The sequence below is a fragment of the Oerskovia jenensis genome, from assembly GCF_016907235.1.
Lineage (GTDB): Bacteria > Actinomycetota > Actinomycetes > Actinomycetales > Cellulomonadaceae > Oerskovia > Oerskovia jenensis.
On record NZ_JAFBBO010000001.1, the window covers coordinates 3663573 to 3685630 of the forward strand.

At 70.0% G+C, this 22058-nt stretch carries 16 protein-coding genes; 7 read left to right on the forward strand and 9 right to left on the reverse strand.

Features of this window, described 5'->3' with window-relative positions:
• Positions 1–11: 11 nt before the first annotated feature.
• Positions 12–1262: a 5-(carboxyamino)imidazole ribonucleotide synthase gene (locus JOD49_RS16530; protein ID WP_205308146.1), complete on the forward strand. Its 1251-nt coding sequence runs from the start codon at positions 12–14 to the stop codon at positions 1260–1262.
• A 3-nt stretch (positions 1263–1265) separates the two neighbouring features.
• Positions 1266–1823: a 5-(carboxyamino)imidazole ribonucleotide mutase gene (gene purE / locus JOD49_RS16535; protein ID WP_205308147.1), complete on the forward strand. Its 558-nt coding sequence runs from the start codon at positions 1266–1268 to the stop codon at positions 1821–1823.
• A gap of 69 nt (positions 1824–1892) precedes the next feature.
• On the opposite strand, the gene JOD49_RS20350 is transcribed toward purE, so the two are convergent.
• Entirely contained in the window at positions 1893–2810 is a 918-nt protein-coding gene (locus JOD49_RS20350) for an LCP family protein (RefSeq protein ID WP_307822593.1), read from the reverse strand.
• 433 nt (positions 2811–3243) lie between these two features.
• Between JOD49_RS20350 and JOD49_RS20355 the strand changes: the two genes are divergently transcribed.
• The gene (locus JOD49_RS20355; RefSeq protein WP_239525243.1) at positions 3244–3429 is read left to right on the forward strand and encodes a hypothetical protein; all 186 of its coding nucleotides are present in this window, start codon (positions 3244–3246) and stop codon (positions 3427–3429) included.
• 429 nt (positions 3430–3858) lie between these two features.
• Here the strand turns inward: JOD49_RS20355 and rfbB are convergent, their stop codons facing one another.
• Entirely contained in the window at positions 3859–4854 is a 996-nt protein-coding gene (gene rfbB / locus JOD49_RS16545) for a dTDP-glucose 4,6-dehydratase (RefSeq protein WP_205308149.1), read from the reverse strand.
• Positions 4855–5033: 179 nt separating this feature from the next.
• On the opposite strand from rfbB, the gene JOD49_RS16550 reads away from it, so the two are divergent.
• Both JOD49_RS16550 and JOD49_RS16555 read left to right on the forward strand, forming a co-directional pair.
• Positions 5034–6032, forward strand: a complete 999-nt coding sequence (locus JOD49_RS16550) for a class I SAM-dependent methyltransferase (protein ID WP_205308150.1) — start codon at positions 5034–5036, stop codon at positions 6030–6032.
• Complete coding sequence (locus tag JOD49_RS16555; protein ID WP_205308151.1) at positions 6029–7594, forward strand: glycosyltransferase family 2 protein; 1566 nt, start codon at positions 6029–6031, stop codon at positions 7592–7594. The genes JOD49_RS16550 and JOD49_RS16555 overlap by 4 nt, the downstream gene beginning before the upstream one ends.
• Positions 7595–7839: 245 nt before the next feature.
• Here JOD49_RS16555 and JOD49_RS16560 read toward each other — a convergent pair whose 3' ends face one another.
• Positions 7840–9051, reverse strand: a complete 1212-nt coding sequence (locus JOD49_RS16560; RefSeq protein ID WP_205308152.1) for an ABC transporter ATP-binding protein — start codon at positions 9049–9051, stop codon at positions 7840–7842.
• Positions 9051–9956, reverse strand: a complete 906-nt coding sequence (locus JOD49_RS16565; RefSeq protein ID WP_205308153.1) for an ABC transporter permease — start codon at positions 9954–9956, stop codon at positions 9051–9053. Before JOD49_RS16565 ends, JOD49_RS16560 begins: the two co-directional genes overlap by 1 nt.
• Positions 9957–10108: 152 nt before the next feature.
• On the opposite strand from JOD49_RS16565, the gene JOD49_RS16570 reads away from it, so the two are divergent.
• Positions 10109–12637 carry a glycosyltransferase gene (locus tag JOD49_RS16570; RefSeq protein WP_307822594.1) on the forward strand — a complete coding sequence of 843 codons (2529 nt, stop codon included), beginning with the start codon at positions 10109–10111 and terminating at the stop codon, positions 12635–12637.
• Between the two features lie 78 nt (positions 12638–12715).
• On the opposite strand, the gene JOD49_RS16575 is transcribed toward JOD49_RS16570, so the two are convergent.
• Both JOD49_RS16575 and JOD49_RS16580 read right to left on the reverse strand, forming a co-directional pair.
• Positions 12716–13687 carry a glycosyltransferase family 2 protein gene (locus JOD49_RS16575; protein ID WP_205308155.1) on the reverse strand — a complete coding sequence of 324 codons (972 nt, stop codon included), beginning with the start codon at positions 13685–13687 and terminating at the stop codon, positions 12716–12718.
• Positions 13684–14814, reverse strand: a complete 1131-nt coding sequence (locus JOD49_RS16580; RefSeq protein ID WP_307822595.1) for a glycosyltransferase family 4 protein — start codon at positions 14812–14814, stop codon at positions 13684–13686. The genes JOD49_RS16575 and JOD49_RS16580 overlap by 4 nt, the downstream gene beginning before the upstream one ends.
• A gap of 226 nt (positions 14815–15040) precedes the next feature.
• On the opposite strand from JOD49_RS16580, the gene JOD49_RS16585 reads away from it, so the two are divergent.
• Positions 15041–16906: a DUF7657 domain-containing protein gene (locus JOD49_RS16585; RefSeq protein WP_425566320.1), complete on the forward strand. Its 1866-nt coding sequence runs from the start codon at positions 15041–15043 to the stop codon at positions 16904–16906.
• 87 nt (positions 16907–16993) lie between these two features.
• On the opposite strand, the gene JOD49_RS16590 is transcribed toward JOD49_RS16585, so the two are convergent.
• The 3 genes from JOD49_RS16590 to JOD49_RS16600 all read right to left on the reverse strand — a co-directional run bounded on the left by JOD49_RS16590 (position 16994) and on the right by JOD49_RS16600 (position 22058).
• Positions 16994–19618 (reverse strand): hypothetical protein, encoded by a 2625-nt coding sequence (locus tag JOD49_RS16590; RefSeq protein ID WP_205308157.1) that lies wholly within the window; start codon positions 19616–19618, stop codon positions 16994–16996.
• A complete protein-coding gene (locus tag JOD49_RS16595; RefSeq protein ID WP_205308158.1) occupies positions 19615–20229 on the reverse strand; it encodes a hypothetical protein in 615 nt (204 codons plus the stop codon). The genes JOD49_RS16590 and JOD49_RS16595 overlap by 4 nt, the downstream gene beginning before the upstream one ends.
• A gap of 197 nt (positions 20230–20426) precedes the next feature.
• Positions 20427–22058, reverse strand: a complete 1632-nt coding sequence (locus JOD49_RS16600) for a DUF2142 domain-containing protein (RefSeq protein ID WP_205308159.1) — start codon at positions 22056–22058, stop codon at positions 20427–20429.

Genomic DNA, 22058 nt, shown 5'->3' on the forward strand with positions numbered 1-22058 from the left:
CCTCGGTACACGTGTCAGCACCAGTGATCGCCGTTGTCGGAGGCGGGCAGCTCGCCCGCATGATGGCCCCTGCGGCCGGTGAGCTCGGGGTGCACCTGCGGGTGCTCGTCGAGGCTCCCGGGTCGTCGGCGGCCCAGGTGGTGACCGACGCCCCGGTGGGTGCGGCCACCGACGAGGCCGCGATCCGCGACCTCATCGCGCCCGCCGACGGCCGAGCCCGTGCCGACGTCCTCACGTTCGAGCACGAGCACGTGCCCAACGACCTGCTGACCGACCTCATCGCGCACGGCACCCCCGTGCGGCCCGCGCCGCACGCCCTGGTCCAGGCGCAGGACAAGATCGTGATGCGTCGACGCCTGACCGAGCTCGGCGCCCCGTGCCCGCGCTGGGCCCCGCTGCCGGTCGACCCCGAGCAGGGGCACGCGACGCTCGCCGCGTTCCTCGCCGAGGTCGGCGGTCAGGCCGTGGTCAAGACGTCCCGCGGCGGGTACGACGGCAAGGGCGTGCGGATCGTCTCCTCGGCCGACGAGGCCGCCGACTGGTTGGCCGCCGCGGCGGCGGGCGGCCCCCAGCTCCTCGTCGAGGAGAAGGTCCCGTTCACCCGCGAGCTCGCGGTCCTGGTCGCCCGCCGCCCGAGCGGTGAGGTCCGCACGTGGCCCGTCGTCGAGTCGATCCAGCGGGACGGCGTCTGCTCGGAGGTCATCGCCCCTGCTCCCGACCTGACCGACGAGGAGGCCGACGCGGCCCGCACGGCAGCCGTCGCGATCGCCGAGGGCCTCGACGTGACCGGCGTGCTCGCGGTCGAGATGTTCGAGGTCGTCGATGGCGCTGCCGGCGCTGCCGGGGCTGACGGCCGCCCCGCCCGCCGCGTCCTGGTCAACGAGCTCGCGATGCGCCCCCACAACTCCGGGCACTGGACCATCGACGGCTCGGTCACGAGCCAGTTCGAGCAGCACCTGCGCGCCGTCCTCGACCTCCCGCTCGGCGACACCTCGCCCACGGCGCCGTGGACCGTCATGGCCAACGTGCTCGGCTCGAGCCTCCCGGCGCTCACCGACGCACTGCCCGACGTCCTGGGCACGTTCCCCGACGCGCGCGTCAACCTCTACGGCAAGGACGTGCGCCCGGGCCGCAAGCTCGCCCACGTGAACGTGAGCGGCCAGGACCTGGACGAGGTCCGCCGTCGGGCGCTGGGCGCGGCAGCGCTGCTGCGCGGCGAGGCCCTTCCCGAGAACCCCACCACCACCGAGACGAAGGCCTGAGACATGACGGAGAGCACCCCAGTGACCAGCACGCCCGTGGTCGGGATCGTGATGGGATCCGACTCCGACTGGCCCGTGATGCAGGAGGCCGCGAACGCGCTGCGCGAGTTCGACGTGGCCATCGAGGTCGACGTCGTCTCGGCCCACCGCATGCCCACCGAGATGATCGACTACGGCCGCGAGGCCGCCGGCCGCGGGATCCGCGTCATCATCGCGGGTGCCGGGGGAGCGGCCCACCTGCCCGGCATGCTCGCGGCCGTGACGCCGCTGCCCGTCATCGGCGTGCCCGTGCCGCTGCGCTACCTCGACGGCATGGACTCGCTCCTGTCGATCGTGCAGATGCCCGCAGGCGTGCCCGTGGCGACCGTCTCGATCGGGGGCGCGCGCAACGCGGGCCTGCTGGCCGCGCGCATCCTCGCCTCGGGCACGGACGACGACGCCGCTCGCCTGCGCCGGCAGATGGTCGCGTTCCAGGAGGGGCTGAGCGAGCAGGCCCACGCCAAGGGGGCCGCGCTGCGCGCGCTGGTCGCGGGCGAGCGCCGCACGGGCTTCGGGGCGTAGGCGCCCCAGCACCACGCGAGGGGCCCGCACCGTCACGGTGCGGGCCCCTCGCGTGCGGTCGTCCGAGGACTACGGCTGGGGCAGGCCGCCCACCACGCCCGCGGGCAGCTCGCCGTCGCGGAGGTCGGTCCAGAAGGCCGGGCTCCGGTCCGGATCGAGCCGCACGGTCGACCCGATCCCGCCGGGACGATAGTCCAGGTCGGAGATGGGCGGCGTGCCCGTGACGCCCCCAGGACCGTTGGCCGCGCGGAAGGCCAGGGCGAGCTTGCCGAGGTCGATGACGCCGGTCTTCTCGTCGACCTCGAGCGCGCCGATACCGGCGCCGAGCAGCGAGACCTGGTCCCAGGGCTTGACGAGGAGTCCCGCGTCGCCCGCCTTCTGGCTCACGGCGCCGATGACCTGGCGCTGTCGCTCGCCACGGCCGATGTCGCCCTTCGGGTCCGCGTAGCGCATACGGGCGAAGGCCAGGGCCGTCGTCCCGTCCACGTCGTGGCAGCCCGCGGTCCACACGAGCCCGCTGTTGGGGTCGTTGACGTCGTAGTCGAGGCAGAGGTTCACCCCGCCCACCGCGTTGACGACGTTCGAGACCCCTCCCAGACCGATCTCGACGAAGTGGTCCACGGTCAACCCGGTCAGGCCCTCGACCGTCGCCACGAGGAGCGGTGCCCCGCCCCACGAGTACGCCGCGTTGAGCTTGGCGGGTCCCTTGCCGGGAACCTCGACGAACGTGTCGCGCGGGAGGCTGATGAGGGCGGTGGGACCGTTCGCCGGCTTGTGCAGGATCATGATCGTGTCGGTCCGGGCGCCCTCGGTGCCGTCCTCCGCGATCCCGTCGCCACCCCGTGCGTCCGACCCCGCGAGGAGGTAGGTCGTGCCTGCGGTACCGGCAGCACCCGAGAGCGCGTCGACGTGCTGGATCTTGCCGTTGGCCCAGACGAGCAGCCCTACGGGCCAGGCCACGAGCAGCACGAGGGCGAAGACCCCCACGATCGCGGCGACGCGTCGTCGGCGACCACGGCCACGCGGACCGGTCGTGCCGAGCGGGCGGTTCGACGGCGGGCGCGTGCCCGCCGGTGACCCGGCGCCGGGACGCGTCGTGGGCCTCGCTCCGCGCGAGGCCGGGACGGCGCCCGCCTGGCGTGCCGGCGGGCGGCGTGCGGAGGTCCCCGACGTCGGCTGGGCCGGCCCGGTCCGTTGCCGGGCACCTCCCACCGCCTGCGCCGGGGACTGCGGGCGCGCCGACCTGCCGTGGGCGGGAGGGACCGACGGAGGCGCGCCGCTCGGGGTCGACGTCTGCGTCCGGGAGTCGGCACCGCGTGCGCGTCCGGTGTCCGAGGCGCCCACAGGGCGTGCCGGAGGGGCGGGGGGAGGGGTCCCGGGCCGCGACGGAGGAGTGGGAGCGGAGCGGGACGACTGGCGCTTGATCCGCGGTTCCGCCGAGAGCGGGACGTCGGGAGCCAGCGGCTCGACCGGTCGACCGGTCGACCGGCCCGTGCCGTCCGACCCGACCGCGATCGCGTCGTTCGCGCTGGGCGGTCGGCCCGCGCGCCCCGTCTGGGGCGTGAAGCTGGGGGGCCTGGTCCGGCCCGAGGGAGACTCGTCGTGAGACATGGTGACCTCAACCACCCACGCGGACGACGACGTCGTGCAGGACGGACCCGGGTACCCGGTACGCGTCCGGACGCGAGACGGACATGGTGACGATGATGCCATCCGTGCGGTCGGTCGTGCGGCAGGTGCGGCGGACACGCCCGGACCGGGTGAGCTCCCGCCCTCGACGGTTCGTGGTCGCTCGCCGCGGCGACGCGACGAGCGGGGCCTCGCACACGGAGGCCCTTGCCGTCGTGCCGGGCGAGAGGCAGCTACGAGAGGTCACGGTTCAAGAGCATAGGACGTGCCTCGGTCCGCACCGGGGCGCCCGAGAGGTCGCAGCGTGGAGGTCTCGTAGAGACACCGGTCGCTCAGCCCTCCCCACGGCCGTCCCCACCGGGACGGGCGGCGCGCCGCCGCGGCGCCGCCCGTCACCGAGCCGGCGCTACTGGCCTGCCTTCGCGTACTTCGCCTCGGTCTCGGCCTTGGCCGCACGCCACCAGGACTCGTTCGCCCGGTACCAGTCCACCGTGGCCTCGAGCCCCTGGCGGAAGTCCGTGAAGCGAGGGGTCCAGCCCAGCTCGTCACGCAGCTTGGACGAGTCGATCGCGTAGCGCAGGTCGTGCCCCGGGCGGTCCGTGACGTGGTCGAAGTCGTCGGGCGTCCGACCGAAGATCTCCAGGAGGGTCTGGACGACCTCCAGGTTGTTCTTCTCGCCGTCGGCGCCGATCAGGTAGGTCTCGCCCGCGCGGCCGGCGTCGATGATGGCCCAGACCGCGGAGTTGTGGTCCTCGACGTGGATCCAGTCACGCACGTTCTGCCCGGCGCCGTACAGGCGAGGGCGGATGCCGTCGATGAGGTTCGTGACCTGGCGCGGGATGAACTTCTCGATGTGCTGGTACGGGCCGTAGTTGTTCGAGCAGTTCGAGATGGTCGCCTGGATCCCGAAGGACCGTGCCCAGGCGCGCACCAGGAGGTCGCTCGACGCCTTGGTCGACGAGTACGGGCTCGACGGGTTGTAGGGGGTCGAGGCCGTGAACCGCTCCGGGTCGTCCAGCTCCAGGTCGCCGTACACCTCGTCGGTCGAGATGTGGTGGTAGCGCGTCCCGTGCTTGCGGACGGCCTCCAGCAGCGTGAAGGTCCCGATCACGTTCGTCTGCACGAACGGCGACGGGTCGTTCAGCGAGTTGTCGTTGTGCGACTCGGCCGCGAAGTGGACGACGAGGTCGCTCTCACCGACGAGACGGTCGACGAGCTCGGCGTCCGAGACGTCGCCCTCGACGAAGGTGATCCGGTCGGCGACCGGAGCGAGCGACGAGAGGTCGCCGGCGTAGGTGAGCGCGTCGAGCACCGTCACCTCGACGTCGGGACGCTCGCGGACGGTCTGGTGGACGAAGTTGGAGCCGATGAAGCCGGCCCCACCGGTGACGAGAAGACGCATGGGTGATTCCTCCTGGCGTGCTGTGGGCTTCGGGTAGCCTACCGAACAAGGCGTTCTCGCCTCGTCGATGTGACGCGCGCGATACACCGGAGTGAGACCGAGCACTTCCCGGTAGCCTTTCATGGCCGAGCAGACAGCCGTCGTTGGCTCGGCTCCAAACGTCATCGGGAGCCCCGCACGTGACCTTGTACGAGACCGTCATCGACACCAACGTCGTGAACTCGAGCCACACCCAGATCGTCGATCTCGTCGGGGAGGGCGCGTCCGTCCTCGACGTCGGATGCTCGGTGGGGTACCTCGCCGACGCGCTGAACGAGCGCGGCTGCACCGTCAGCGGGTTCGAGTACGACGCCGAGGCGGCCGAGCGGGCGCGGCCCAAGCTCGACCAGCTCGTCGTCGGTGACCTCAACGAGCTGCCGCTCGCCGAGGCGTTCGCGGGCAGGACGTTCGACCGCATCGTCTTCGGCGACGTCCTCGAGCACCTGATCGACCCCGTCGCCGTCCTGCGGTCGGCCGTCGAGATCCTCGCCCCCGAGGGCCAGATCGTGATCTCCATCCCGAACGTCGCGCACGGCTCGCTCCGCCTCGCCCTGCTCCAGGGCCGCTGGCGCTACCGCGACACCGGGCTGCTGGACAGGACGCACATCCGCTTCTTCACGCTCGAGTCGCTGCACGAGATGCTCGTCGAGGCCGGGCTGGCGGCGAAGACCGTCCGCGCGACGACGGCCGACCCGCTCGCCGTGGAGGTGGAGATCGACGCCGACCGGATCCCGGGCGAGGTCGTCGAGTGGGTTCGTCATCAGCCTCGAGCGCTCGACTACCAGTACGTCCTCTCCGCAGTGGTGCAGGACCCGGAGTCGCCCGGCAGCACGCCGCCCGTCGAGCACGTGGTGCCGGACGAGCTGGTACGCATCGCGGACGTGCACACCCAGCGCGCCGCGGAGGCTGCCGAGGTCGAGCACCATGCGCTCCGGATCCGTGACCACGTGATCGGTCTCGAGGCACAGGTCGGACGCGCGGAGGCCGAGATCAAGAAGCTTCAGGAGAAGAACGAGGGCCTGTACCGCGAGCTGGTCGACGTGATCGAGGACCGGCAGCAGATCCGCAGCTCGTCGACGTGGCGTGCCGGCCGCGCGCTGACCGCACCCATCCGTCTCGTGAAGCGGGCAGTCCGATGAGCTCCGCCCCGCGCTTCTCGATCGTCACACCCGTGTACGACCCGCCGACCGACGTGCTCCAGGAGATGCTCGACTCCGTGCGAGGGCAGACCTGGTCCGACTGGGAGCTGATCGTCGTCGACGACCGGTCGCCGAACCCGCAGGTGTTGACGGTGCTTCGGGCAGCGGCCGAGGAGGACACCCGGATCCGTGTCGTCGAGCGCGAGACGAACGGCCATATCGTCAAGGCGTCGAACGACGGTATCGCGCAGGCGCGCGGAGAGTTCATCGTCCTCGTCGACCACGACGACCTCCTCGTGCCGGAGGCCCTTGAGCGGATGGCCGAGGCGATCGACGAGCACCCCGACGTCGACTACCTGTACTCGGACGAGGACAAGGTCGACGGGGACGGGCAGTTCTACGACACGTTCCGCAAGCCGGACTGGTCGCCGGAGCGGCTGCGTGGGCAGATGTACACCTCGCACCTGTCCGTGCTCCGCGCCGATGTCGTGCGGGAGGTCGGTGGGTTTCACGACGGGTTCGATGGCTCCCAGGACCATGACCTGGCCCTGCGCGTCACGGAGCGGGCCCGCCGTGTCGTGCACGTTCCGGAGGTGCTCTACCACTGGCGAGTGGTCCCGGGTTCGGCTGCCGGTGACGCGCTCGCCAAGCCGTACGCCTGGGAGGCCGGGCGCGCAGCAGTGCAGGCCCACCTCGAGCGGGTGGGAATCGACGGGACGGCACACCTGGGGCCCGTCCCGGGCACGTATCGCGTCGAGCGGTCGTACCGGCACGAAGGACTCGTCAGCGTCGTGATCCCCACCCGGGGGGGCAGTGGTCTCGTGTGGGGCGAGTCGCGAGTCTTCGTGGTCGAGGCAGTCAGATCCCTCATCGCTCACGCGGGGGATGTCGCGCTGCAGATCGTCGTCGTCTACGACGTGCCCACACCGCCTCATGTGCTCGAGGAGCTGCGAAAGGTCGCAGGTGACCTGCTTCTCCTCGTGCGGTACGAGAACCCGACCTTCAACTACAGCGAGAAGTGCAACCTCGGCGTGCTCGCCTCCCACGGTGACGTCATCGTGTTCCTGAACGACGACATCGAGGTGACGTCCGAGAACTTCGTCCAGGAGCTGGTTGCTCCCCTGGCCGAGCCGGACGTCGGGATCGTCGGGGCCCGGCTGCTGTTCACCGACCGATCGCTGCAGCACGCTGGGGTGATCTACCGCCGGGGCAACCCGGCTCACGCCTACTACGGCGAGCCCGACGAGACCTACGGCGAGGCCAGCGCACTCCTGATCAACCGCGAGTGCTCTGCGCTGACCGGTGCGTGCATCGCCGTTCGACGGACCGTCTGGACGATGGTCGGCGGGATGAACGAGGCACTCCCGCTGAACTTCAACGACGTCGACTTCTCGTTGAAGGTCGCCGCTCGTGGGTTGCGTCTCGTCTGGCTCGCGGGCGTCCGTGCGTTCCACTTCGAGTCGAAGACGCGCATCGCTGTGGTGCACGTCTGGGAGCACGACATCCTCAAGGCGCGCTGGGACTCACCCGACGTCGACCGATACCTCCCCTCGGCAGGATAGGTCGGCCCTCTGTCACCGGACGGCCCCAGGGAGCGCGGAGAGCGCCCGGCCGACCAAGGCGCGTGTCCCCCGCTCCATCGGGAGTGTGCACGCACACGCAAGGCGCCCGACCGGGAACCCCCGGTCGGGCGCCTTGCTGTACTGCTCGCCACGACACGTCTGTGACCCGCGCCGCGAGACCCGTGGGAGCCCATGGCGTGAGGCTCCCCGTGGTCCCAGGGCGGCACCGGGTGCGACCCGGCGGGTCAGGCGTCGTACGCGATGAACTCCGCGGAGCTGTCGAGGAACCCGAGGGAGTCGCTCTTGCCTGTCACCTTGAACGAGGCGGCGAACGGCACGTTGTGGATCTCCGTGCCGTCGGCCAGCGAGAGCGCGACGCTCACGTTGTAGTCGTTCGGACTCAGGTGCAGGGACGGCAACGTCAGGGCATAGCGGTTGACGGGCTTGAGAGGCGGAAGAGGCTGGTCGAGCATCTCCGAGCTCGTCTGATAGATGGGGGTGCCGATCGGGCTGGTCAGCCCGATCGTCAGGACGCACTCGACCGGGTCGTCGGAGACGACCTCGACCGCGACCCGTAGCCCTTCGCCGGGCGGAAGCTCCACGGATGCGACGTCCGACGTCGCGCTCGCCGGGCGGATCGACACTCCGGTGATCTTGGCCGACGCGACCTTCTCCGGGTCGCCCGACGCCATGCGCGCCTTGTCCCGCTCGTCGGCGCGCGTGTCCTCGAAGTCCTGTCGCAGGGTGCGCAAGGCCTCGTCCGGCGTGCCGTCCGTGACGATCCGCCCTTGCTCCAGGACCACGGCCCGGTCGCAGAACTCGGCGACCTGGTCGAGACCGTGGGTCACCAGGACGATCGTGCGCCCTTCGCTCTGGAACTGCCGGATGCGCTCGAGGCACTTGCGCTGGAAGGGCTCGTCGCCGACCGCGAGGACCTCGTCGACGAGGAGGATGTCGGGGTCGACGTGGACGGCGACGGCGAAGGCCAGCCGCACGTACATGCCGGACGAGTAGAACTTCACCTGGGTGTCGATGAACTTCTCGATCCCCGAGAAGTCCACGATGGCGTCGAAGTGCTTGTCCGTCTGCTGGCGGGAGAGCCCGAGGATCGAAGCATTCAGATAGACGTTCTCACGACCCGTGAGGTCGGGGTGGAATCCCGCACCGAGCTCGAGGAGGGCAGCGAGCCGGCCCCGGATCTTGACGCTTCCCGTGTCGGGCTGGAGGATGCCGCCGATCATCTTGAGCAGGGTGCTCTTGCCCGAGCCGTTCGGCCCGATCAGCCCCACCGTCGACCCCGACTGGATCGACAGGTCGACGTCCTTGAGCGCCCAGAAGTCCTCCTTGTGGCGACGGGACCGGCCGAAGTTGACGACCCGTTCCTTGAGGGACTTCTCCTTGCGGATGACGAAGTGCTTCGAGAGGTTCTCGATCTGGACGACGGTCGTCGAGGTCATCACAGCTCCTGCGCGAAGTTGGCCTGGAGGCGGGCGAACGTGCGCTGGCACAGCCAGAGGAGCACGACGCCCACGGCGAGCGCGATCCCCATCCGCGCGTACAGGTCAGGTGGGTACGACTGGCCGTCACCGGCGAGCCAGAAGGTCTTCTGGAACCCGAGGACGGCCAGCGTGACCGGGTTGGAGAGGTAGATGTTGAGCAGCATGTCGCTGTGGACCGCCTTCTCGACCAGGGTCCACGAGTAGACGATGGGGGACGCCCAGAAGAAGATCATGACGAAGATCTCGACGAGGTACTGGATGTCGCGCAGGTAGACGTTCACCGCGCTCAGGAACAAGGACAGCGCCGTGGCGTACACGACGAGGATCAGGAACCCGAGGACGAAGTAGCCCCATCTGCTGCCCGTCGGGAACTGCCCGATCGCCAAGGTGACCGCGAGGAGGATCGCCAGCTGGACGACGAAGTTGAAGAGGGCTGAACCGATCGACGCGAGCGGGAACACTTCACGTGGCAGGTACACCTTCTTCACGAGTCCCGAGTTCGCGACGACCGAGCCCGTGCCCGCAGTCAGCGCCTCGGAGAACAGGCCCCAGGCGGTCAGGCCCGTGTAGATGAACACGGCGAAGGACGGGATGCTCCGGGCGGCGCCGAGGAACTGCCCGAGCGCCACGTAGTAGATGAGCAGCATCGCGAGGGGCCGTGCGAGGCTCCAGACGAAGCCCAGCGAGCTGTCCTTGTAGCGGGCTTTCAGCTCACGTCGCACGAGCATCCCCAGCAGCTCCCGGTGCGCGTGGATGTCTCGCAGCGACGCAAGCGTCCCGGTGGCGAAGCCCGGGCGCGGCCCGGCGGTGCGGAGCGGTTCGAGCGCCAGGGCGGCGGCACGATCCTCAGGTGCAGTGGTCATGGTGTCCTTTGGTTCTAGTGCGTCCGCCGCGGCGGTAGCCGACGTCACTTTACCGAACGCTCAGGGGTGGTCGATCGCGCCCCGCTAGGATGGTTGCTGCCCCGTCCGGGTCTTGCCGGACACCCCGGGCCCCACGGACTGCAGGAGAACATGTGAGCTCGACCTCGAATGCCATCGCCGTGCCCGAGGGAGGGCCCCAGACGGGGCTCGTCTCGGTCATCCTCGTGAACTACAAGGGCGCGGACGACACGATCACGTGCCTGCGGCACTTCGACGAGATCGACTGGCCGCGTGACCGGTTCGAGCTCATCGTCGTGGACAACGACTCGAGGGACGGCAGCGTCGCGAAGATCCGCGCCGCGGTGCCCTCCGCCGTCGTGATCGACGCAGGGAGCAACACGGGGTTCGCCGGTGGCTGCAACCTGGGGGTCTCGCACGCCCGGGGCGAGTACGTGGCTTTCATCAACAACGACGCCCGCCCCCACCCCGGATGGATCCGGGCGGCCGTCGAGGCGTTCGACTCCGACCAGACCATCGGCGCGGTCGCGAGCAAGGTGCTCGACTGGTCCGGCGAGCTCATCGACTACGCGGACGGTTCGCTCACCTGGTACGGGATGGGCTACAAGCGGGAGGCCGAGAAGCCCGACTCCGCGGCCTTCGACGTCCCCAAGGACGTGCTCTTCGGCACGGGCGCCGCGATGTTCGTCCGCGCGAGCCTCTACCGCTCGGTCGGCGGTTTCGACGAGCGCTTCTTCATGTTCTACGAGGACGTCGACCTCGGGTGGCGCCTGAACATCCTGGGCCATCGCGTCCGCTACGTGCCGACGTCGCTCGCCTACCACCGTCACCACGTCACGATGAAGAAGTTCGGCAACTTCCGTGAGGCGTACCTGCTCGAGCGCAACGCCCTCCTGTCGTTGTACAAGAACCTCGACGACGAGTCGCTCGCGAAGGCGCTGCCGGCCGCCATGGCACTCTCGGTCCGCCGCTCGCTCGCCCGCACCGGGACCGACGCGACGGCGCTCGACCTCCAGCGCTCTCCCGGCGGCGACGACGTCGGCACCCTGGAGATCTCGAAGATGGCCCTGACCGGGACCTACGCGATCGACTACTTCACCGAGAACCTCCCGACCCTGCTGACGTCGCGGGAGGAGCTCCAGAGGCTCAGGCGTCGTCCCGACCGTGAGATCTTCCCGCTGTTCCGGCACGCGATCGAGGCGGCGTACGCGATCGAGGGATACAACAGTGCCCACGACGTGCTCGTCAAGGCCTTCGGGATCGCCGAGCACTTCACGTCGAGGTCCCGCATCCTCGTGGTGACCGGGGAGCCGCTGCTCGAGCGCATGGCCGGCCCCGCGATCCGCGCGTGGGAGATCGCCTCCGCCCTCGCGGGCGAGCACGACGTGAAGCTGGTCTCGACCGCGGGCGCGCGCGTGAGCAGCGACGACTTCGAGGTGTTGTACGAGGTCGGTCCCAAGCTCAAGAAGGTGACCGACTGGGCCGACGTGATCATCTTCCAGGGGTTCCTCCTCGAGGGCGCACCGTGGTTGGTCGACAGCTCGAAGATCCTCGTCGCGGACGTCTACGACCCGATGCACCTCGAGCAGCTCGAGCAGGCTCGGGACCTCGGCGAGGAGGGGCGTGCGCGATCCATCCGTGAGACGAGCAGGGTGCTCAACGAGCAGCTCGCCCGTGCGGACTTCGTCCTGTGCGCGTCCGAGAAGCAGAGGGACTTCTGGCTCGGTCAGATGGCGGGGCAGGGGCGCGTGAACGCCCTCGTGTACGACGAGGACGAGAGCCTCGACTCCCTGATCAGCGTCGTCCCGTTCGGGATCGCGGACGCGGACCCTGTGCAGCACAAGCACGCGATCAAGGGAACCGTGCCGGGCATCGGTCCGGACGACAAGGTCATCATCTGGGGCGGCGGCGTCTACAACTGGTTCGACCCCTTGACCCTGATCCGCGCGGTCGACCGCCTCCGGGGTCGCCACCCGGAGGTCCGCCTCTACTTCATGGGTCTCAAGCACCCGAACCCCGGTGTGCCCGACATGCGGATCGCGTGGGAGACCCAGCAGCTCTCCGAGGAGCTGGGGCTGACCGGCAAGCACGTGTTCTTCAACACCGGCTGGGTTCCGTACAACGAGCGGGCCGACTACCTGCTCGACGCGGACCTGGGGGTGTCGACGCACTTCCACCACATCGAGACGGCGTTCAGCTTCCGCACGCGCATCCTGGACTACCTCTGGGCCGGCCTGCCCATCGTGGCGACCGGTGGGGACACGTTCGGCGACCTCATCGAGCGTCACGACCTCGGTCGCGTCGTCCCCCCCGAGGACGTCGACGCGCTGGAGGCCGCGCTCGAGGAGATGCTGTTCGACGACGCGGCGACCACCGTGGTCCGGGCGAACGTCCGCGAGTTCGCGGAAGGGTACCGCTGGGCGAAGGTGCTCGAGCCCCTGGTCGAGTTCTGCCGGTTCCCGCGGCGTGCTGCCGACCTCGCGGCGCGGGTCGGTGGCGTGGACCGCAAGGCGCGAAAGTTCGAGAAGGCGCCGTGGAGCGTCCGGTCCGACCTCGAGCTGGTCAAGGGATACCTGTCCGCGGGTGGTCCCAAGGAACTCGTGCGACGGGTCAACGGTCGTGTGCGCCGGGTCGTGCGCGGGCCGGAGTCGCCGCAGGACTGACGTGCGGTCGCGGGTGCGGCGAGTCCGCCGCACCCGCCCGCCGTGCCCCTGGCCTGACGCGGGCCGGTCGACCCGTGCTCAGCTCCCGACGACCGCGTCCCGGTAGACGTCGCGGCGGTCGACGACGGCTCGGCGCCAGTACCGCCGGCGGTCTGCGAGGGCCGTCGGGAGCATGCGCGCGTAGTCTCGCAGCGCCCGCAGACGGGCCGCGACGACGGGCCTGGGCTCGCTCCTGAGCACGGCATGGCGGACGGCGCCCAGGACCTGCCGGGCGAGCGAGCGCACGACCACGCCCGCCGGGGCGTGCCGGGTGAAGACGAGCAGCGAGTTCCGGGTGTTGTAGTACCGGAAGAGCGGACTGCTCGCGTCGGAGCTCGCGGCGTGCCGGTGACGGGCGACCGCGCCGGAGACGTAGACGGTCTCCCAGCCCGCCGCGCGCATGCGCCAGGACAGGTCGGTGTCCTCGTAGTAGAGGAAGAGCCGCTCGTCGAAGGTCCCGACCTCCGCCAGCGCGCTGGTCCGCAGCAGTGCCGCGCCCCCGCAGAAGCCGAAGACTCGTCGCTCGGGCGAGATGCTCCCGTCGACGGCGAGCCAGTCCCTGTCGGTGGCCGAGCCGGCCGAGGTCAGCACGTTGCCGGTCGAGTTCACCAGCGTCCGGCCCTGCTCGTCCGGCTCCGTCAGCAGGATGTGCGCGGTCGCGGCCCCTGCGTGGGCGCTGTCCGACGCTTCGAGCGCCTCGACGAGCCGAGAGATCGCGTCGGGGGCGAACGTGGCGTCGTTGTTGAGCAGGACGACGTAGGGTGCGTCGAGGTTCGCCAGGCCGGCGTCGACGCCGCCGGCGAAGCCGCGGTTGACGGTGTTCTCGACGACCTCCACGGTGGGGAAGCGGTCGCGCAGGACCGCCACCGAGTCGTCGGAGGACGCGTTGTCCACCACGACGATCTCGAGGGCCCTTGGGGGGAGGTCCTGGGCGAGCAGGGAACTGAGACAGTCGTCGAGGAGGTGCGCACCGTTCCAGTTGACGACGACGGCGCGGACCTGAGCGGTCATCGGCCGGCTCCGCTCGCGGCGTCCCGGTAGGCAGCGACCGTGAGGTCGGCTGCGCGGGCCCAGGTGTACGTCGATGCGTTCTCCAGCGCCGCAGCGGCGAGCAGGTCGTGCTCGGGTCCGGCGGCCCGTCGGATCGCGTCGGCCAGGGCATCGGGGGAGGTCGGGTCGACCAGGAGGGCGCCCGCCCCGCTCACCTCGGCCATCGACGTGCCCTCGGACGTCACGACCGGGGTGCCGTGCGCCATCGCCTCCAGGACGGGCATCCCGAAGCCCTCCCAGAGCGAGGGGAAGCAGAACGCTGCGGCGGTCCGGTAGGCGACCTGCAGGGCCTGCTCGGGAACCTTGCCGAGCAGGTGGACACGATCCGCAGGAAGCCGGTCGACGACCGCACGGACCTCTGCCGAGGTCCCGCCCCAGCCGGTCGGGCCGATCAGCACGAGGTCGAGGTCGGTGCCCTCGCCGAGCATCGTGCTGAAGGCCGCGAGGAGCGCGCCCACGTTCTTCCGGGGTTCGAAGGTCCCGCACCAGAGGACGAAGTCCCGGTGCACCCCGTGGGCGGCGCGCCAGGCCGTGACCTCGTCCTCGGTGACGGGCGCTGCGCTCGTGCCGTGCGGGACGACCCGCAGTCGCTCCGGCGACAGGCCGGCCTCGACGCAGTCGTCCCGGGTCGCGACCGAGGGGACGATGACGAGATCCGCCTCCCGACGAACGACCTGGAGGGCCTTCTCGAAGTAGCGGACCCCGTGAGGCGTGAAGTGCGAGGAGTTCCTCCGGAACGCGACGTCGTGGACGGTGACGACCAGGGGGGCGCTCCGGGGGGGAACGGCCCAGGTCGTCGCATGGATCACGTCGGTCGGCGGACCCGGAACCCGTGGTGCCCGCAGGCTGTTCCACGACGCGTACAAGGCTCGTCGCGGCAGCGACGAGGCCACCAACGGCATCGACGACGGCAGCCCTCGCCGGTCCTCGAGCGTCCCTCGCGCTCGGACGCCCGTCAGCCGGACGTCGTCGCGCGCGGCGAGGTGCTCGGCCAGACGACGGATGTACGTGCCCGACCCTCCTGGTACCGGCTGCCACAGCTGTTCGACGGTCATGGACACCGAGACCGGGGCGGGGGAGGCAGTCACGGGGCCAAGCCTAGTCGCCGCACCGCTCGGCTCGAACGCACACGTGTCGCACACGGTCACCCGGTAGTATCAGCCGATTCCTCGGCGTGACCCACCCTCGATCGGGAGTGCAGCGGTGTTGACAGATCAGGTAGCGGCGGAGCCCCCGGCGCCGGCGCATCGGCGGCCGGGCGGCTCCGTCAGGTTCTTGACCTGGCTGCGCAGGCGTCGCCGATGGGGTGTCATCGTGCCGGTCGTGCTCTATCTCGCGCTCGTCCTGTCGGGAGCGACCCAGTCGTCGGTCGGTATCTCGTTGCTGCGAGAGGACCCCGATCAGCCACTCGGCTTGACGCTCGGCGGCCCGTTGGGCATCCGTAGCGACGAGTACATGACGTCGACTCCGATCGATATCGGAGTCACTGCGGTGGAGACGACGGAGACGCTCAACCCGCTCGCCGCACCGCAGACCTTCCTCAGCCAGCTTCCTGCAGGCCCGGTCTCAGCAGTGGTCCTCTTCGACGGCGCCCTGCTCACCGTTCCTGGGATCCCCGACGAGATCCTCCTCGCTGCCCGGTGGTGGCTGCCGTTCCTGCTGCTGTTCCTCGCCGCGCCACGATGGTTCGCGTCGGTCACGGGCAACGCCCGCATCGGCTACTTCGCCGCTGCGCTGCTGGTTCTGGGCCCGGCAGCAGCCTGGTGGTCGTTCGCTCAGGTCCGGATCCTCGGCTTCGTCCTGGCGGGGTGCGCCGCCCTCTTGCTCTCGCGCGAGTCGTGGCTGGTCGACCGGCGTTGGAGAGCCGTCGGCTGGGGTCTCCTCGCCGCAGTGCTTCTCGCCCGGACTCCGCTGTACTACCAGCCGTGGGCGATCGTCCTGGTCGGCACGATCGCGGTCGCCACTGCGGCCGGGATGCTCGCCCCTCGGGCCGGACGACGCGCGAGTCTGCTCCTGCTGCTCGGCGTGACCGGAGCGACGGCCGCGCTGCTCGGAGCGATCCTCTGGGAGAACCGCGAGGGGATCGAGGCGTCGCTCGGTACAGCCTATCCGGGTCGGCGTGTGTCGACCGGGACAGCCAACAACTTCCAGGAGATCTTCGGCGGGACGAACCTCGCAGATCTTGAGACATACGTGACGTTCGTCGAGACGAACGGCAGCGAGATCTCCTCGGCATTCGCCGTGGCGTTCGTCTGGGCGCTGATCCTCCTGGCGGGCCGGCTCCGCTTCACGTCGACGATGCACCGGGTGACGACCTGTACGACCGCGGTGGTCACGACCTGCTGGTTCGCCTGGTCGATGATCGACTTCGGATCGGTCGGTGGGCGGATTCCTCTCGTCAACATCGTCCCCTCCGGCCGTGCCGCAGAAGCGCTCGGATTCCTCGGTGTCGTCCTGCTGTGCCTCGTGATTCCCGCCCTGCCTCGCCGCCCAGGAGTCCGCGTCGCAGCGATCAGCGCGACCGTCGTCGCAGGGCTGGCCGCCTATGCGGGCTCTTTGCTGCGCGTGGAGAATCTCCCGGAGCTCCCGCTCTCGCTCGTCTGGGTCTCGGCCGCGCTGCTGGCGATCGCCGTGTTCGTCGTGACGTGGCGGCCACGGCGAGCCTACGGCTACGTGATCTCGGTGGCGCTGGCCGCTGTCCTGGTCTGGGACGTGAACCCGCTCATGTTCGGCCTGGGAGACCTCCGGGACAGCGGTGCTGCGCAGCGGATGCTCGCCGAGGGGAAGCAGGCGCGCGACCAGGGCGAGGTCTGGGCTTCTGACTCCCCGTACGTCGACACCCTCATGATGGCTACCGGAGTCCCGTCGCTCTCGGGGAGACAGCTCGCCGGCCCCGACGAGGAGGCCTGGCGCGCCCTCGATCCTGAGGGGAAGTACGAGGACGTCTGGAACCGGGGGGGAGCCTACGTCTGGTTCACCTGGACCGCCGACGACGAGGTGACGATGGCAAGTCCGAGCCTGGACGTCATCCGGGTCACCGGGTCGCCCTGCGCGGTCGCCGAGCTTGAGCCGCGCCTGACGCACGTCGTCGCGTCGGGCGAGATCACCGGTGCGTGCCTCGTCCCGGACGGGAGCATCACGTGGGGTGGGAAGGAACAGCGGATCTACGCGATCCAATGACGTCGCCCGTGGCCGTCGATGACGACCACGGGCGACGAGCACCTCCCTCGGCATCGCGAGGTGACCCCGCGATGCCGAGCGAGGTACTCAGGCGATGGTGACGGTTCTGCAGACGAGCGGCTGCTCGTCCGGGTCCTCGAGCACCTGGATGCACACCTCGTGGGATCCCGGGGCGACATCGAGGAGCAGGTCGAAGCCGTACGACGCGTTGTCACCTGCTTCCGGCCGGACCAGGTCTGCGAGCAGCGAGAACGGATCGTCGTCGACAGGGGAGCCGACGACGTCGGTCACGTCCTCGGCAGGGGCAGGCAGCGCCACGGGGACGCCGTCCACGAGGGCCACGATCGAGACCGGGTCGATGCCGTCGCCGCGGGCCCACCCTGCGATCCGCAGCTGACCGGGGCGCTCTTCGACGATGTCGAGGTCAGCGGAGAAACGACCCGCCTGCGCCTCGGTCTCGCCCGAGCCCGGCCCGACGGAGTCGGAGCCGGCGCCACCGACGGAGCCGGAGCCGGAGCCGGTGCCGTCGAGCGAAGGAGCGGGAACGCTCGGTGCGATGTCCGGGTCGACAGACGGTGAGGGGGACGGTGCGACCAGGTCCTCGTCAGTCGGCTCAGGGGTAGGCGGCGTCGCAGGGGCGGGAGCGGCCTGGGGCGCCGACAGGCGTGCAGTCACGGTCACGGTGGAGCAGCCGAGGGTCGTGGGGGCTCCGCCGTTGGTGTCGATGGCGTAGACGCACACGTTCTGGGCGCCGGGGCCGGTCGCGATGGTCTGGTTGAAGCCGACCTTGCCGGAGCGCCGGTAGGCGTTGCCGACGTCGGGGCGGTCGAGGTTGGCAGGGTAGGCGTAGCCGCGGCCGTTGACGTAGACGTGGACGTCGGTGGAGCCTGCGTTGTCCGGGTCGAACGCCCATCCGCTGATCTCGACGCCGGTCCCGGTGGACTTGAGGGACTCGACGTTTCCTGTGGGCGCGTTGTTCGTCACGGTCACGGTGGAGCAGCCGAGGGTCGTGTTCGCCCCGCCGCTGGTGTCGATGGCGTAGACGCACACGTTCTGGGCGCCGGGGCCGGTCGCGATGGTCTGGTTGAAGCCGACCTTGCCGGAGCGCCGGTAGGCGTTGCCGACGTCGGGGCGGTCGAGGTTGGCAGGGTAGGCGTAGCCGCGGCCGTTGACGTAGACGTGGACCTCGGTGGAGCCTGCGTTGTCCGGGTCGAACGCCCATCCGCTGATCTCGACGCCGGTCCCGGTGGACTTGAGGGACTCGACGTTCCCTGTGGGCGCGTTGTTCGTCACGGTCACGGTGGAGCAGCCGAGGGTCGTGTTCGCCCCGCCGCTGGTGTCGATGGCGTAGACGCACACGTTCTGGGCGCCGGGGCCGGTCGCGATGGTCTGGTTGAAGCCGACCTTGCCGGAGCGCCGGTAGGCGTTGCCGACGTCGGGGCGGTCGAGGTTGGCCGGGTAGGCGTAGCCGCGGCCGTTGACGTAGACGTGGACCTCGGTGGAGCCTGCGTTGTCCGGGTCGAACGCCCATCCGCTGATCTCGACGCCGGTCCCGGTGGACCTGAGGGACTCGACGTTCCCTGTGGGCGCGTTGTTCGTCACGGTCACGGTGCGGCACGTCAGGAGGCTGTTCGCCCCGCCGCTGGAGTCGATGGCGTAGACGCACACGTTCTGGGCGCCGGGCCCGGTCACGATGGTCTGGTTGAAGCCGACCTTGCCGGAGCGGCCGTAGGCGTTGCCGACGTCGGGGCGGTCGAGGTTCGCCGGGTAGGCGTAGCCGCGGCCGTTGACGTAGACGTGGACCTCGACCGAGCCAGCGCTGTCCGGGTCGAACGCCCACCCGCCGACCTGGATGCTGTCGGTCCCGCTGGCCTGCAGGGACTCGACGTTGCCGACAGGGGTCCGCTGCTGGGTCGACCCGAACCAGGAGGTGAAGAAGATGTAGAAGTTCCTGTTGCCGTAGGACGAGCAGGAGTTGCCCGAGCCGGTCCCGGCCGCGAGGGCGGCCGCATTCGGCTGGTAGGGCGTGTAGTTGTAGAGGCCCGCCGTCGCTTGGTTCTCGATGAAGACCGCCGAGCTGCCGCACGAGGCGTTCGGGTGGTAGCGGACCTGGTTCACGGTGCCGGCGCGGTGCGCGTAGCCGGTGGGGTTCGCCGCGTAGCGCTGGAACTGCTGGGCGGCCGAGTACACCTGGTTGGTGAAGCCGGCGTACTGCGGGTCGCACCAGCCTCCGACGTTGTCGGGGCAGCCGAAACCGAGTGCCCGGGCGTAGGTCGCCGCCGACTTGCCGGCCGAGGCCGTGATCAGACCCTGCTCCTTCTGGAGCGTGACCAGGAGGACCTGGGGATTGATCCCGCAGGCACGGGAGACCTTCGCGATGATCTCGGCCGCGGACTCCGACCCCCCACCCGAGTAGCCGCCCTTGCAGAGGCTCGTCGCAGGACGCGTGGGGGTCGTCTCGCGGTAGTCCTTGATGCAGACGTTGCCCGCGGACGCCACGCACCCGGATCCCGTCGAGTTGAGGAAGCTCTGCACCGATCCCGCGGACATGGCGTTCGAGTCGTAGAAGATGGCGTCGCTGATGATCATTCCGGGGTTGAACCCGACGACGGGGGCGGCCTGGGCTGCCGGCGCGACGGCCACCAGCCCGGCTGCTATCAACCCGAGCGCGGTGAGCGCAGCGAGGAGTGCTTGTCGGACACGAGCGATCATGGGATGTTCACCTGCGTTACGTCGGAGCGGCCGTCGCCTGTGGGCGACGCGAATTCGAGCACGGCGGACCAGGAGCCCGGGGCCATGCCCGTGAGGGGGATCGAGAAACCACCGCAGCTCGTGGTGGTCGCGTCCGGCTGAGCGGGGAGCTCGGTGCGAACGGTCTCCCCGTCGTGGGTCAGGACGAGGGAGCAGACTCCCGCGTCGTCGATCACGTCGGCGTAGCCACCGGCCTGGATCACTCCAGCGGCGGTGTCCGTGGCGACGAAGGTGAGCGTCACCGAGACCGTCCCGGCCGGGAGCGGCGCCACCGGCTCAGGAGCGGGGGGTGCGAGAGGGTCCTCCCCTCCCGCGCCGGGGCCCGGCGTCTCCGGCAGGACCGGTGCGGTCGGGGGAGCAGGCGTGGCGCCGGTGTCGGGCGTCGTCGACGGAGAGGCGCTGGGCTCCTCGGACGGCGTGATCTGCTGAGTTGGTTCCGCGGCGGTGCGTGCCGAGCCGACGAGCCAGATCACGACGCCGGCGGCAGCGAGGATCGCGCAGCCGACGGCGACGACGATGAGGAGAGTCCTGCGTGGCAGGGCGCTCCGTGCTTGAGGCGATGGGGGTTTCACGCTCTAAGGATGTGTCGGGTGTACTGCGGAGTCGCGGCACACCGGTCGGCGTGTCGTGGAAGATCACCTCATGACGTACATCCCGGACGGACCGGATGTTGCCCGCGACGCACTCGGCCCCGGCAGACCCGTGTGCACCCGGTCAGTCTGACAAGGCCTGGGTCGCCCGGACCATCCGGTCCGGGCGACCCAGGCGATCAGGAACCGCCGGGCGCCGTGCGAGGGTCGGCGCTCTGGACGAGCGGAGCGCCCTCGGGCGGGAGGTCGCTCGTCGTCGGCGAGGAGACGACCTCGTCAGCAGGTCTCGCCTCTCGGGGAGTCGCCGCCCGGAGCGCGATGACCGCGAAGGCGACCCAGGCGGCGGCGTACGTGATCAGCAAGACCACGAGATTGACCGGCGGGAGCCAGCTCTCTGCGTCGAGCTTGAACCAGCCGCCGTTGCCACCGTTGATGTACCGGTGGAGGTTGAAGACGAGCGCAGCGACCTGGAGCCCGACGAGCACCACCGCGGTGGTCGTCACGAGGTTTCTCGTCATCCGTTCGTCCAGCGCGCGCGGTCGCCTCTCGATGGCCAGTGCGCACAGGAAGGTCAGACCGATCGCGACCGGGAAGATGTAGCGCCCCTGCCAGAACCATCCGATCGTGGGCGCCTGGGCGACCTGGATCACGATCGGCAGGGTCAGGACGAGCGCTGAGACGACGACGATGCCGAGGCGGTCGCGCCACGATCCTGCTGCCCAGCCGAGGAACATCATGAGGCCGACGAGCGCCGCGTACACCATGTAGAACCAGGTGGGGAAGGCCACGTCGAGCCAGCCGAGGGCAGCGACGAGCTGGTTGAGGTAGTAGGAGGTGTTCCCAGCGCTGTGGAGGAACGTGTCGCGGTCCGAGATGCCGGAGCCCACGGCGCGGTCCGGCAGGGCGTTGCCGAAGAGGATCCACGCGGTGGCGAGGGCGCACGAGAGGACGCACAGGACGATCGCGATCTGTGCCGAGCGTTGGCGCACGAGGGCGACGAGGTTCTTCCAGGGCGAGGTCCCGACGCACAGCAGCACGATCAGCACCACGAAGAACGGACCCAGCCCGCGAGCGTGCGCCACGAGGGTCGTGGCGATCACCAGACGAGTCGCTCGTCGCGCCAGCACGCCGGGGTCGGGGGCTCGGAGCAGTGCGAGCAGGGTCACCCACAAGAGCACCGAACCCGTGACCTCGAAGGACTGCGGGTTGATCGAACCGGTGAGGTTGATGAAGGTCGGGGTGAGGGGGAGGAGCAAGCCGAGCGCCATCCAGCGACGACGAGGCATCTCGGCGATGGTCCGCACGGCGAGAGCGAGCACGGCGGAGCTCACCAGGGCGTTGATGAGGCGCATCAGGTACGCGGTGTACTCACCTCCGTCGTCCGGGATGAGCGCGGGCAGACCGACCACCGCGTAGTACAACGGGTTGTAGTTGACGGCCGAGGTCGGGATCGTCGCGATCTGCTCGATGTCTCCCGTGATCTCTGGCTGGCAGGAGGCCGTCGCCTCGGGCTGGAACGCGAGACAGTTCGCGAAGGTCGCGATGGTGTTGTACAGCAGGGGGATCTCGACGAGCCCGATCCCGGTGACTCCGCCGTCGGTGCTGACGTCCTCCGAACCCAGCACGACCGACGCCGCCTTGATCATGTGGGCGGGCTCGTCGACCGAAGCCATCAGAGGGTTGTTCACGGCCCAGAGCCCGCTGATCACGAAGAAGGCGAGGAACGACGACCAGAAGGCCTTGCGGGGCGACATGCGGCCGTCGCCGACGAGACCCCGGCGTCGGCGCAGGGTGGCAGAGAGAGACGACAT

What these genes read in the sequence shown, in the direction of transcription:
- JOD49_RS16555 (WP_205308151.1), top strand. Translation starts at nt 6,029, where the DNA reads ATGAGCTCCGCCCCGCGCTTCTCGATCGTCACACCCGTGTACGACCCG.
- JOD49_RS16560 (WP_205308152.1), bottom strand. Translation starts at nt 9,051, where the DNA reads ATGACCTCGACGACCGTCGTCCAGATCGAGAACCTCTCGAAGCACTTC.
- JOD49_RS16590 (WP_205308157.1), bottom strand. Translation starts at nt 19,618, where the DNA reads ATGATCGCTCGTGTCCGACAAGCACTCCTCGCTGCGCTCACCGCGCTC.
- JOD49_RS16600 (WP_205308159.1), bottom strand. Translation starts at nt 22,058, where the DNA reads ATGTCGTCTCTCTCTGCCACCCTGCGCCGACGCCGGGGTCTCGTCGGC.
- JOD49_RS16565 (WP_205308153.1), bottom strand. Translation starts at nt 9,956, where the DNA reads ATGACCACTGCACCTGAGGATCGTGCCGCCGCCCTGGCGCTCGAACCG.
- purE (WP_205308147.1), top strand. Translation starts at nt 1,266, where the DNA reads ATGACGGAGAGCACCCCAGTGACCAGCACGCCCGTGGTCGGGATCGTG.
- rfbB (WP_205308149.1), bottom strand. Translation starts at nt 4,854, where the DNA reads ATGCGTCTTCTCGTCACCGGTGGGGCCGGCTTCATCGGCTCCAACTTC.
- JOD49_RS16575 (WP_205308155.1), bottom strand. Translation starts at nt 13,687, where the DNA reads ATGACCGCTCAGGTCCGCGCCGTCGTCGTCAACTGGAACGGTGCGCAC.